Raw genomic sequence first — 11292 nt, 5'->3', positions numbered from 1 at the left:
CCCGCGCCGAGGCGATGTGGCGGGCCACCGAGCAGCCGTTCCTGCGCACCCCGCTGGCCGGTGCGGCCACCCTGGCCCGGCTCGCCCGCAACACCACCGACCTCCGCACCGTCGCGCCCGGCCGCACGCTGCGCGGCCTGGGGCACCGGTACCTGACCGACCCGCGGCTGCGGATGCTGCTGGACCGGTACGCGACCTACTCCGGCTCGGACCCCCGACGGGCACCCGCCGCGCTGCTCACCGTGCCCTACGCCGAGCAGGCCTTCGGTTCCTGGTACGTCCCCGGCGGACTGCGCCGGCTGCCCGAGGCGGTGGCCGCGCGCGCGGTCGAGCGAGGAGCGGTCGTGCGCACCGGCGCTGCGGTCAGCGAGGTGCTGGTGACGGCGGGCCGGGCGACCGGGGTGCGACTGGCCGACGGCGAGGTGGTGCCGGCCGACGTCGTCGTCTGCAACGCCGACGCGACGAGCCTCTACGGCAGCCTGCTGCCGCCGCACGCGCCGGTGCGGCGGGTCCGGGCCGCGCTGCGCCGGGTGACGCCGTCGTCCTCGGGGTTCGTGCTGCTGCTCGCCCTCCGCGGCCGCACGCCCGGGCTGGCCCACCACTCCGTGCTGTTCCCCACCGACTACGACGCCGAGTTCGACGCCCTGTTCGGAGGGGGCAGGTTCGGACGGGGCGGGCCCAGCCGGCCGGTCGCCGACCCGACGGTCTACGTGAGCGCCCCCGACGACCCGGCCACCCGACCCGACGCCGACAGCGAGTCGTGGTTCGTGCTGGTCAACGCGCCGCGGCACGAGCCGGGCACCGGCGTCGACTGGACCGCCCCCGGGCTGGCCGACCGCTACGCCGACCAGGTGCTGGCGACCATGGCCGCCCGCGGGCTCGACGTGCGCGACCGGGTCCGCTGGCGGGTGGTGCGCACCCCGGCCGACCTGGAGCGGGAGACCGCCAGCCCCGGCGGCTCGATCTACGGCACGTCCAGCAACGGGGCCCGTGCGGCCTTCCTGCGGCCGGCCAACGCGGCCCGCCTCCCGGGTTTGTTCCTGGTCGGCGGCTCGGCGCACCCCGGCGGCGGGCTCCCGCTGGTCACCCTCTCCGCTGAGATCGTCTCCGGGCTCATCGGCCCGGCCTGACCCAGCGGCGGTCCGACCCGGCGCCGGGCGGGCCCTCAGCGCCGGGCGAACACGTACGGCTGCAGTGCGGGCTCAGCCGGGACGTCCGCGGCGTCCCCCTCCCCGTCCGTGGCGTAGGCGACGAACGCGGCGTAGTCGGTCGCGAAGGTCGCCGGGTCGACGCCGGGCTGGAAGACCTGCAGGCAGGTGCTCACCGGGACCCGGGCGCGCACCGCCGGGCCGTCGTGGGTCAGCGCGTCGATCACGATCGCGTAGCCCACCGGGTCGTAGCTGCCGATCGCGAAGTGGTCGGCCGCGTTCGCCGGGCAGACGTCCTGGGTGGCGATGTTCGAGATCCGCCCCTCCCCGGTCCGCAGCACCGAGCTCGCGGTGGGCCCGGCGTTCGGGACGACCACCTCGTCGGCCCGGGTGTAGGCGACCGTGTACGAGACGCCGGCGAAGGTCTCCGCGCCGCTGTTGAGCGCGGCGGTGAACGAGGAGATCGACCGCTGCTGCCAGTTCGCCGGTGTACAGGTGGTCTGGCAGGCGAGGTCGGCGACCGTCGTCCCGTGGTTGGACGGGCTCAGCCCGACCAGGTCGTCCACCATCGCCCGGGTGTCCGGCCAGAACCGCAGCGCCCAGCGTCCGATCATGCCGCCCTGGCTCCAGCCGACCACGTCGACGCGCTGGCCTGCCTGCTTGCTCACCGTGCGCACCGCAGAGACCACGTGTTCGGCGGCCACCTGGATGTCGCCGGTGGCGTCGTCCGGCAGGGTCACCGCACACCAGCGCCAGCCCAGGCGGTCGAACGCCCGCTCGTAGTTCCAGGCGAAGCCGACCTCAGGGTCCATCGTGGTGCCGGGCAGCAGCAGCACCGGCGCCCCGCCCGCCCTTGGTGACCGGGCCGTTGCAGTGCAGCGAGGCGGCCAGTTGCGCCGCCGGGACAGCGAGTGCGGGGCCGCGCTGGTCCAGGTCCGCGTACCCGCCGGCCACCGGGGCCGCCGCCGCCGTTCCCTGGCCGGCCAGCAGCACCGCCACCGCACAGACCAGCACCGTCCAGCACCTGCGCATCGACGACTCCCGTCCTCCGGGCCGGCTCCGTCGCCGCCCCCGCCCAGCCGATGATGCGGGAGGGGCGACCGGACGGCACCGCGAGGCCCGGCCGCCGCGGGCTCGGGGCCGGAGCCCTGGTCAGCCGGTGCGGGCCGGGTCCGGGGTCCGTTCCGGTCGCCGGTCGAGCAGCCGCAGCAACCACCAGCCGTAGCCGATCAGCACCAGGATGATCGACACCTGGACGACGTCGGGCAGCGCTCCCGGGCTCCGGATGCTGGCGACGTTCACCCACGCGTGCAGCACGACCAGCGGCCAGAGCGTGCCGACGTGCCAGCGCAGCGCCGCCAGGCAGAACCCGAAGGCGGCGGTGTTGACCACCTGGAAGGCGATCTCGTCCGGCGCACGCCCGAACCAGAGCCCGCTCATCGCGTGTCCCAGGCCGAACAGCACGCCCACCAGGACCGCCGCCCGGGCCAGGCCCAGCGGGCTCAGCAGCCGCTGCACCAGCCCCCGGCTGAGCGACTCCTCGGCCAGCCCGACCGCCAGCATGGTCACCGCCGCGCTGGCCAGCACCGTCGCCGACCCGGCCAGCCCGTCGACGAGGTGCAGCAGCCCTTCCCCCAGCAGCGGCAGCAGCAGCCACCACGAGCGGTCCGGCCACCGCCAGGCGAGCCCGGTCTCGCGCCACCAGCCGAGCCAGCCGATCAGCGCCAGGGTGAGACCGGCGAGCACGACGTTGACCACCGCCGCCCCCAGGTCGGGGAACCACCCCGGCCGCAACGGCGGCAGCAGGTCCTCGACGGCGAACAGCACCAGGTGCCAGACCACCGTGGCCCCCGCGGCGAGGGTCAGCGGCCGGCGGCGGGCGAGGTCGAGCACACGCTGGCGCACGACCGGTAGCCTCCCGTGCCCGGCGCCCCGCCGTCCATCCCCGTCGACGCAGCGACTCCCCCCTCACCGCGGGGTGAGGGGGGAGTCGAGGGGAGCTGAGGCTGTCAGGCGTCGCGCCGGCGGAAGACCAGGACCGCCACCAGCAGCAGCGCGGCCACCTCGGCGACGAAGACCCCGAAGCCGGTCCACGGGGCGAGCACCGCTCCGCCGTTGAAGGGAGCGACCTGCGCGACCGCCCCGCCGGCGTTGCCGGGCAGCAGCTTGGCCACCCACTCCCCCCACGTGCCCGGCAGTGCGTAGGCGACGTTGCCGACCACCAGCACCAGCGCCATGCCGACGGTCAGCGCCGCCGCGGTGTGCCGGATCAGCAGCCCGGTGGCCAGCGCGAACACCCCGAGGCCGGCGAGGTACAGCCCGTTGCCCAGCAGCGCGCGGAGCACCCCGTCGTCCGACAGCGCCAGGCCCACGCCCTCCCGGTCGAGGAACCAGTTGCCGCCGAGGTAGCCGGCCACCGCGGTGACCACGCCGGCCACGAAGAGCACGACGGTGAGCACCACGACCTTGGCCGCCACCACCCGTCCGCGGCGGGGCACCGCGGTGACGGTGGCCCGCATCATCCCGGTGCCGTACTCGCTGGTGACCACCAGCGTGCCCAGCGCCAGCGCGGTGAGCTGGGAGAACAGCAGCCCCCAGGTGAGGAAGGCGGCCGGCGCCTCCCCGGTGTCGCCGGCGGCCAGGTCCGTGGCCGCGGCCCAGCAGACGAGCGTCGTCAGGCCGGCGCCGAGTGCGAACAGCAGGCCCAGCGACCAGCGGGTGGAGCGGACGGTCCAGAACTTGACCCACTCCGCGTGCAGCACCTGCGCGAAGCCGGGCTGCCGGACGCCGGGCACGTGCCGGTTCGGGTCGAGCCGCACCACGTCGGCGGCGGACGAGGAGCCGCTCCCGGGTCGGGCCGGGGCGGTGCTCATGGTGGGGGTGGCGCTCATCGCACGGCTCCTGCGGTCTCGGCCGGGTGGGTGGCGTACTCGACGCTGTCGGCGGTCAGGGTCATGAAGGCGTCCTCCAGCGAGGACTGGACGAGGGCGAGCTCGTGGACGTACAGCCCGGCACCGCCGAGCAGCTCACCGATCTCGGCGGCGTTCCGGCCGCGCACCCGCAGCTCGTCGTCCAGCCGGTCGACGTCCAGGCCGTTGCCGCGCAGCAGCGCCTCGGCGTCGGAGACCCGCGGACTGCGCACCCGGACGTAGGAGGACGCGTGCTCGGTGATGAAGTCGGCCATCGAGCAGTCGGCCAGCATCCGTCCGCGGCCGACCACGATCAGGTGGTCGGCGGTGAGCGCCATCTCCGACATCAGGTGGCTGGAGACCAGCACGGTGCGGCCCTGCCCGGCCAGCTCCCGGGCGAGGTTGCGCACCCAGCGGATGCCCTCCGGGTCCAGCCCGTTGACCGGTTCGTCCAGGACGACGACCGGCGGGTCGCCGAGCAGCGCCACCGCGATGCCGAGCCGCTGACCCATGCCCAGGGAGAAACGACCCACCCGCTGCTCGGCGACCGCCTCCAGCCCGACCAGGTCGAGCACCTCGTCGATCCGGGTGCGCGGGATGCCGTTGCTGGCGGCCAGCCAGCGCAGGTGGTCGCGGGCGCTGCGGCCGGGGTGCAGGGCCCGGGCCTCCAGCAGCGCACCGACCTCGCGCAGCGGCGCCGGCGACGCGGCGTAGGACCGGCCGTTCACGGTCACGCTGCCCGACGTGGGGCGGTCCAGCCCCAGGATCATCCGCATCGTCGTGGACTTGCCGGCCCCGTTCGGGCCGAGGAAGCCGGTCACCCGGCCGGGCCCGACGGTGAAGCTCAGGTGGTCGACGGCGGTCTTGGGGCCGTAGGTCTTGGTGAGTCCCCGGGCGACGATCACAGCGTCCCCCCGGGGTGGGCGGGAGAGGTGGTGTCCATGCCGACGAGCCTGTCGGCGGCGCGGCACCGGGGACATCGGGGAGCGCCCTGAACCGACCCTGAACCACCCCTGACCGGCGTCCCTGAGCGGCCCCTGAGCAGCGGCGCCGCACGGCCTTGTCCAAGTCCGGTCCCCGGGCTACGGTCGACCTATAAGTTCCTGCTTATGGAGGAGGGCTCATGACCATCACCGACGCCGCCGCATCCGCCGGGCTGGTGACCCGAGAGGTCCGCACCGGCTCCCGCGGGGGCACACCCACCCGGATCGCGGTCGCCCGCCGCACCTACCCGACCGACCGGCCCGACCTCTGGGCCGCCGTGACCGACCCGGACCGGCTCCCCCGCTGGTTCCTGCCGGTGAGCGGTGACCTGCGCGTCGGCGGCCGCTACCAGCTCGAGGGCAACGCCGGTGGCACCGTCGAGCACTGCGCGGCGCCGGAGACCTTCTCGGTCACCTGGGAGTACGGGCCGATGGTGTCCTGGCTGCAGGTCCGGTTGACCCCGGCTTCCACCGGCACCGAGCTGGAGCTGCTGCACGAGGCTCCGGTCGACCCCGAGATGTGGGACCAGTTCGGGCCGGGCGCGGTGGGCGTCGGCTGGGACCTCGGCCTGATGGGGCTGGGCCTGCACCTGGAGAGCGGCGCTGCGGTCGACCCGGCCGAGGCGTTGGCGTTCCCCCTGTCGCCGGAGGGGCGCGAGTTCGTCCGGCGGGCGGCGACCGGCTGGGCCGACGCGGCGGTCGCCGACGGCGACGAACGGGGCCCGGCGCAGGAGGCGGCGGCCCGTACGGTCGACTTCTACACCACCCCGCCCGAGGACGTGCCAGGAGCGCAGTGACCCGAGCACCAGTGACCGGAGCATTCGAGGCGCTGGGCGACCCCGTCCGGCGGCACGTCCTGGAACTGCTCGCCGCAGGCGAGCGGCCGGCCGGTGAGATCGTCGCGGCGCTGCAGGCCCGGGCGCCCATCTCCCAGCCCGGTGTATCGCAGCACCTCCGGGTGCTGCGGGACGCCGGGCTGGTCACGGTGCGCGCCGAGGGGTCCCGACGGTTCTACGCACTCGACCCGGACGGCCTGGACGCCGCCCGCGCGTGGTTGTCCGGGCTCGTCGACCCGCTGGCGCAGTTCGCCCAGCCGCTGGACGCGCTGGCCACCGAGGTGGCCCGAGGCCGGCGGACCCGCCCGACGACGACCGGCCAGCCGGACCGCCCCGCTGCCGACGGTCGACGCCCCGCCTGACCGGATCAGCCGACGCTGCGCTCGGCGGCGTCGGTCACGTGCACGCCCGCCGCGAACTCGGCGGCCTGCGCCGCCGTCCAGTCCAGCTCGGCCGGCACCTGGACGACGACCGGCAGACCCGACGCCTGGTCGACGTAGAACAGCGAGCCGGCGAACGGGTCGACGCCCAGGCCCCCGGCCGCCGGCCGGTCGACGTCCACCTGGTCCGCCGACTCGACGTAGACGCCCTCACCGGCGCCGACCGGGACCGTGGTGCCCTCGGTCGGCAGGGTCGCGTCGGCGGACAGCAGCATCACGGTCAGCTTGCCCACGTAGGAGTCCGGGTCGGTGTCGACCATGGACCGTGGCCCGACGGTGAGCGCGTACTGATCGGAGTGCAGCAGCGTCCAGCTCTCGGGGACCTCGTCGACGGAGTACCCCGCCAGCTGGTCGCCGGTGAAGTCGACGAGCGCGATCGCCCCGGGCGCCAGGACGGTGTCGCTGCTGCCCCCTGCCTCCGGGCTGACCGGGGTGGGGGTCGCCCCACCGAGGACCAGCGCGCCGACGGCTGCACCGGCGACGACGAGGCCGGCCACCCCCGTGCGCTGTGCCCGGCGGCGGCTGAGCGCACGGCGGCCACGGAGCAGGTCCGCCTGCACGGTCTTGTCGGCGACGGTGGTGTCGACCTCGGCGGCGGCGTCGGACAGGAGGGTGTGGACGTTCACGAGGCGCTCCAGGTGGTCACGGTGGTGCGGTGGTCGACGGCGGTGCGGGCGGGCGGCGGGGCCGACGACGGCTCCTCCAGGGGGACGCCGAGCGCCCGGCGGAGGTGGTCCAGGCCGCGGGCGGTCTGGCTCTTCACGGTGCCCTGCGAGCAGTTCAGGACGTCGGCGGTCTCGGCGACGCTCAGCTCGTGCAGGTGCCGGAAGACCACCGCCGCCCGCATCCGCGGCGGCAACTGCGCCAGCGCCGGTCGCAGCCGGGCCAGCATCTCGTCGTCCCGGTCGTCGGCGGTGTCGACGGCGGTGTCGGGGAGCTCGGCGCGGGAGTGCTCCCGACGCCGCCAGGGCCGGCGGGTCTCGTCGATGAGCGTGGTCACCAGCGCCCGGCGGGCGTAGGCGTACCGCGCCTCCGGTGCGCGCAGCCGACCCCAGGCGACGTAGAGCCGGGTGAGGCCGACCTGCACGAGGTCCTCGGCCAGGTGCCGGTCACCGGCCGCCAGCAGCGTCGCCGAGCGCAGCAGGTCGCCCCGCCTCGCGACGACGAACGTGGAGAACTCCTCGTCGCGCCCCGGCCTCACGTGGTGTCCGATCTGTTCATGCCCTGGAGACGGGATCCGGGGCCGGGAGGTTGCATGCCCCCGAGGGCGACCGGATCAGCCGCCGCTGAGCAGGGCGCCGAGGACGCAGCTGAGCAGGAACGCCCAGCCGCCGGTCAGCCGGCGGGCTCCGAAGCGGGAGCCGGGACACCGGGGAACGGCCCGGACAGCAGCAGGAACGCCAGGCTGCCGATCGGGGGCCAGCTCAGCCAGAACCAGGCCCAGCGGCTGGCCCGGGCCGGGGGTGGACCGCCGACGAGCAGGAGCACCACCGCCAGGCCGTGCGCCAACAGCATCGCGCCGGCCCAGTTCGACAGCCGCCAGCCGAGCACCTCCGACCAGGAGGACGGCTCCACCAGCGGGACGACGCGCAAGAGGTGACCGGCCGTCAGCGGGACGACATCGGCCGGTTCAGCTGCGCGCGGCGCCCAGGCCCAGCACCGCCGCCAGCCCCAGCGCGCTGCGCGGGGCGTACGGGGTGCGCCACAGGCCGCCGTGCGCGGCGGCGTGTGCCTCGTCCTGCCAGGGGTGCTGCTGCGCGGGGCCGCCACCGGTGTGCAGGTCGTGCACGAGCAGCGCCGCCATCAGCACGTTCGACGTCGCCGGCTCGAACACCTCCACGCCGAAGCGGTGGGCCCCGGCATAGGCGGCGGCCAGGGCGCGGTTCTTGACCACCGAGCGGGTGCGGGTGGGCGGGGCGACGTTCATCGACACCGTGCTGCCCGCCGCCCGGGCGACCGAGGCACGCCAGCGCTGCAGCCGCTTGGCCAGCGCGTAGTTCGGGCCCTGCTGCGGCACCAGGCTGTCGGCGATGCCCGGGTCGGCACCCGGCACGTACGCCCGGCGCAGCAACCGCCCGGCCGACAGCGTGCGCAGCGGCCGGCCCACCAGCTTCGCCGTCCGCGGCCGGGCGGCGTAGGCGGCGACGGAGTGGTCGACCGCCTCGCCGGGCACCGCGAAGACGTCGGTCGGGGTGGCGAGGAACGCCAGCGCGAGTTCGGGGCGGGCCCCGGTCAGCCGCCGGGTGAGGGCGTCGACAGCGGTGGAGACCCGGACGTTGGTGGCGCCGTCGGCGTAGACGTAGTTGCCGAGCACCGGCGAGCCGGGCAGGGCCGCGAGCCAGTCGGCGACCTCGGGCACCTCGGTGATCAGGTCGGCGCCGGCCGTGTCGTCGTCGGCGACCGGCAGCAGCAGCGTGCCCGCGCCGCGCTGGGCGGTCTCGCGCACCCGCTGCCACAGTGCCGGCCGGGGCAGGTCGACGGCGGCGACCCGGGCACCCCAGCGCAGCAGGGCGGTCAGCGGCCCCATCTCTGCGCCTGCACCCAGCACCGCGACCGTGCGGTCGGGCAGCGCGAGCCACTCGGGATGGTCGGCCACGGTGCGCACGGCGTCGGCGCAGCTGGGCTCGACCACCCCGGCGTCGACCCAGGCGACCAGCCGGCGGTGCAGGTCGTCACCGCGCAGCCGGGTGCCGCGGTAGGGCAACGACAGCTCGCGCTCGGGTTCGGCGTCCCCGGTCACCTCGACGGTGCGCAGCCGGCGAGCGGTCGGCGCGGTCTGCAGCGCGTCGAGGTCGGTCTCGCCGTCCGGCCCGGCCACCCGCATCCGGGCGTGCAGCGAGTCCAGCCCCGCACCGGCGATCTGCAGCGCCGCGTCGCGGGAGCTCAGCCCCGCCTCCACCGTGCGGCGCAGGTGGGGCAGGTAGCCGGCCCGCCAGTTGGTCTCCTGCTCAGCTGCCCGCGCCCCGGTCGGGTCGACCGGCCGCAGCGCGTCGGCGACGACCGCCCGGCCGAGCGTGGCGGTGCTGCGCCGGCCGTCGGGCCCGGCTGGGAAGACGACTCCGCGCTGTTCCTCGGTCACGGACCGATCCTGCCCGACCCGGCCGACCGGCGGCGGCTGGGGCGCTCAGGCCCCAGCCGCCGGCACCGTCGGTTACTGGTTGCCGATCTTGCCGTCGGCGGCGTCCCGGCCCTTGTCGATCTGGGCGTCGTGCGTGCCCCCGGTCTTCTTGTCCGCGAACTGCTCGCCCTTGTCGAGGCCCTTGTCGCTCATCTGCTCGCCCTTGTCGCTGTTCAGCGCGCCCTTGGCCTTGTCCATCATGCTCATGGGGATCCCCCTCGGATGCGGTCGCGCCCGACGGCGCGGCTCGACCCCGGCAGTGCCCACCGACCTGCGGCGCCAACCGCTCAGTCGCGCACGACCGGTTCCGGCAGGTCGGCCGGTGCACCGGCCTCCAGCCAGCGCAGCAGTGTGCGGACGGCGAACCCCGAGCCGCCCTTGACCACCTCCGCCTCGTCGCGTCCGGCGCGCGCCGGGCCGGCGATGTCCAGGTGGGCCCACGGCAGGCCCCCGGCGAAGGGCTGCAGGAACAGCGCCGCCGTGGTCGACCCGGGGTCGCCCGGGGCGTTGTTCGCATCGGCCACCGCGGAGTCGAGCTGCGCGCGCAGGTGCCCGACGTGCTCCTCGCTCAGCGGCATCCGCCAGAACGCCTCGCCGGCGTGCCCGCCGGCGGTGCGCAGGGCGTCGGCGAGCCCGTCGGCGGTCGCGTACAGCCCGGCCGTGCGGGCCCCCAGCGCCGTCCTCATCGCCCCGGTGAGGGTGGCCACGTCGACCAGCACAGTCGCGCCCAGCGCCAGCCGGGCGTGCGCCAGGACGTCGGCGAGCACCAGCCGGCCCTCGGCGTCGGTGTTGCGCACCTCGGTGGTGCGGCCGCCCACGTGCCGCACGACGTCGGCCGGTCGGTAGGCGGCACCGGAGACGGCGTTCTCGCAGAGCGCGACGACGGCGGTGACGGCACCCGGGAGCTGCAGCCGGGCCGCGGCGTCGACGGCGGCGAGGACCGCGGCGGCGCCGGCCATGTCGGTCTTCATCTCGCGCATGCCCGCGTTCTTCTTGATCGAGATGCCACCGGTGTCGAAGGTGATGCCCTTGCCGACCAGCACCGGGTGCGCCGGACCGGCCCCGTGCGGCCGGTAGGTGGCGATCACCACGCGCGGTGGGGAGGCCGATCCCCCGCCGACGGCGAGCACGCCGCCGAAGCCGCCGGCCTGCAGCTCGTCGGGCCCCAGCACGGTGACCGTCACGCCGTCGACCGCGCCCAGCCGCCCGAGCGCCTGGTCGGCGAGCCAGGCCGGGTCCTTGGTGCTGCTGGGCGTGTTGACCAGGTCGCGGGCCCACACCACCGACTCGGCAGCGACCCGGCCGGCGAGCTCACCGGCGGCCACCGCCGGGTCGTCGGCACCGGCGACCACCACGAGGACCTCGGCGAGCCGGGGCGGGTGCGGGGTGGAGGTGTCCCGGAAGCGGTAGCCGGCCAGCAGCGCCGTCTCCACCGCGGTACGGACCTCGTCGGCCCCGGCCGGGGCGACGGCGGTGTCCAGCGGCAGGACGAGCCGGCGGGCGCCGGACTCGGCGAGCGTCTGGGCCCGCCGGACGGCGACCGCCACGTAGGAGCGCAGGTGCGGCAGGGTCGCATCGCCCACCCCGACCGCCAGCACACTGCGCGGGTGCCGGCTCTCCAGCGGCACGTTGGTGATCCCGCCGGGCTTGCCGCCGTTGCCGGTGTCGGCCAGGGCCGCAGCGAGGAACTCCGGGTCGACCGGCGGCTGGGCAGCCGCGGTGAGCCAGTCGGGCAGGGAACCGCGGGCACCCACCGGCACGGCCAGGACGTCGTCGGGACCCAGCACCGGCAGCGCCGGGACCACCTCGACCCGCGGCAACGGCGCGGCCCCGGTCGCCGGCGTGCTGCCGACGGCCG

Annotated in this window: 14 protein-coding genes; 3 read left to right on the top strand and 11 right to left on the bottom strand. The window is 75.9% G+C overall.

Translation table 11 applies throughout. The features are described from left to right. Positions 1-1130 (top strand): phytoene desaturase family protein (locus IN07_RS16770; protein WP_231558431.1); only part of this gene is annotated, 1130 nt, incomplete at its 5' end. A 35-nt stretch (positions 1131-1165) separates the two neighbouring features. Here IN07_RS16770 and IN07_RS16765 read toward each other — a convergent pair. The 5 genes from IN07_RS16765 to IN07_RS16750 all read right to left on the bottom strand — a co-directional run bounded on the left by IN07_RS16765 (position 1166) and on the right by IN07_RS16750 (position 4962). Beyond that, complete coding sequence (locus tag IN07_RS16765; RefSeq protein ID WP_156119245.1) at positions 1166-1984, bottom strand: lipase family alpha/beta hydrolase; 819 nt, start codon at positions 1982-1984, stop codon at positions 1166-1168. Then, on the bottom strand, positions 1950-2180 hold the full coding sequence (locus tag IN07_RS25390; RefSeq protein WP_156119244.1) for a hypothetical protein: 231 nt from the start codon (positions 2178-2180) through the stop codon (positions 1950-1952). The genes IN07_RS16765 and IN07_RS25390 overlap by 35 nt, the downstream gene beginning before the upstream one ends. A gap of 120 nt (positions 2181-2300) precedes the next feature. Next, positions 2301-3053, bottom strand: a complete 753-nt coding sequence (locus IN07_RS16760; protein WP_156119243.1) for a CPBP family intramembrane glutamic endopeptidase — start codon at positions 3051-3053, stop codon at positions 2301-2303. A 104-nt stretch (positions 3054-3157) separates the two neighbouring features. After that, complete coding sequence (locus tag IN07_RS16755) at positions 3158-4039, bottom strand: ABC transporter permease (RefSeq protein WP_231558430.1); 882 nt, start codon at positions 4037-4039, stop codon at positions 3158-3160. Further along, complete coding sequence (locus tag IN07_RS16750; RefSeq protein WP_036337511.1) at positions 4036-4962, bottom strand: ABC transporter ATP-binding protein; 927 nt, start codon at positions 4960-4962, stop codon at positions 4036-4038. The genes IN07_RS16755 and IN07_RS16750 overlap by 4 nt, the downstream gene beginning before the upstream one ends. Positions 4963-5180: 218 nt before the next feature. On the opposite strand from IN07_RS16750, the gene IN07_RS16745 reads away from it, so the two are divergent. Together IN07_RS16745 and IN07_RS16740 are read left to right on the top strand one after the other, a co-directional pair. Then, positions 5181-5837 carry an SRPBCC domain-containing protein gene (locus IN07_RS16745; RefSeq protein WP_036337509.1) on the top strand — a complete coding sequence of 219 codons (657 nt, stop codon included), beginning with the start codon at positions 5181-5183 and terminating at the stop codon, positions 5835-5837. Next, positions 5834-6238 carry an ArsR/SmtB family transcription factor gene (locus tag IN07_RS16740; protein WP_231558429.1) on the top strand — a complete coding sequence of 135 codons (405 nt, stop codon included), beginning with the start codon at positions 5834-5836 and terminating at the stop codon, positions 6236-6238. Before IN07_RS16745 ends, IN07_RS16740 begins: the two co-directional genes overlap by 4 nt. A gap of 5 nt (positions 6239-6243) precedes the next feature. On the opposite strand, the gene IN07_RS16735 is transcribed toward IN07_RS16740, so the two are convergent. From IN07_RS16735 to IN07_RS16715, 6 genes are all read right to left on the bottom strand, one after another. After that, positions 6244-6942 carry a hypothetical protein gene (locus IN07_RS16735; RefSeq protein ID WP_036337505.1) on the bottom strand — a complete coding sequence of 233 codons (699 nt, stop codon included), beginning with the start codon at positions 6940-6942 and terminating at the stop codon, positions 6244-6246. Next, positions 6939-7517, bottom strand: a complete 579-nt coding sequence (locus tag IN07_RS16730; RefSeq protein ID WP_064972433.1) for a SigE family RNA polymerase sigma factor — start codon at positions 7515-7517, stop codon at positions 6939-6941. The genes IN07_RS16735 and IN07_RS16730 overlap by 4 nt, the downstream gene beginning before the upstream one ends. Positions 7518-7651: 134 nt before the next feature. Beyond that, entirely contained in the window at positions 7652-7909 is a 258-nt protein-coding gene (locus tag IN07_RS16725) for a hypothetical protein (RefSeq protein ID WP_036337503.1), read from the bottom strand. A 37-nt stretch (positions 7910-7946) separates the two neighbouring features. Next, positions 7947-9395, bottom strand: a complete 1449-nt coding sequence (locus tag IN07_RS16720) for a hypothetical protein (RefSeq protein ID WP_036337501.1) — start codon at positions 9393-9395, stop codon at positions 7947-7949. A gap of 72 nt (positions 9396-9467) precedes the next feature. Then, positions 9468-9641 carry an antitoxin gene (locus tag IN07_RS24825; RefSeq protein ID WP_081975475.1) on the bottom strand — a complete coding sequence of 58 codons (174 nt, stop codon included), beginning with the start codon at positions 9639-9641 and terminating at the stop codon, positions 9468-9470. An 80-nt stretch (positions 9642-9721) separates the two neighbouring features. Further along, on the bottom strand, positions 9722-11254 hold the full coding sequence (locus tag IN07_RS16715) for a leucyl aminopeptidase family protein (RefSeq protein ID WP_052091383.1): 1533 nt from the start codon (positions 11252-11254) through the stop codon (positions 9722-9724). Positions 11255-11292: the final 38 nt, after the last annotated feature.

The organism is Modestobacter caceresii (assembly GCF_000761485.1).
In the GTDB taxonomy this organism is placed as follows: domain Bacteria; phylum Actinomycetota; class Actinomycetes; order Mycobacteriales; family Geodermatophilaceae; genus Modestobacter; species Modestobacter caceresii.
This window is presented reverse-complemented; position numbering and strand designations above follow the sequence as displayed.

What these genes read in the sequence shown, in the direction of transcription:
- IN07_RS25390 (WP_156119244.1), bottom strand. Translation starts at nt 2,180, where the DNA reads ATGCGCAGGTGCTGGACGGTGCTGGTCTGTGCGGTGGCGGTGCTGCTG.
- IN07_RS16755 (WP_231558430.1), bottom strand. Translation starts at nt 4,039, where the DNA reads ATGAGCGCCACCCCCACCATGAGCACCGCCCCGGCCCGACCCGGGAGC.
- IN07_RS16745 (WP_036337509.1), top strand. Translation starts at nt 5,181, where the DNA reads ATGACCATCACCGACGCCGCCGCATCCGCCGGGCTGGTGACCCGAGAG.
- IN07_RS24825 (WP_081975475.1), bottom strand. Translation starts at nt 9,641, where the DNA reads ATGAGCATGATGGACAAGGCCAAGGGCGCGCTGAACAGCGACAAGGGC.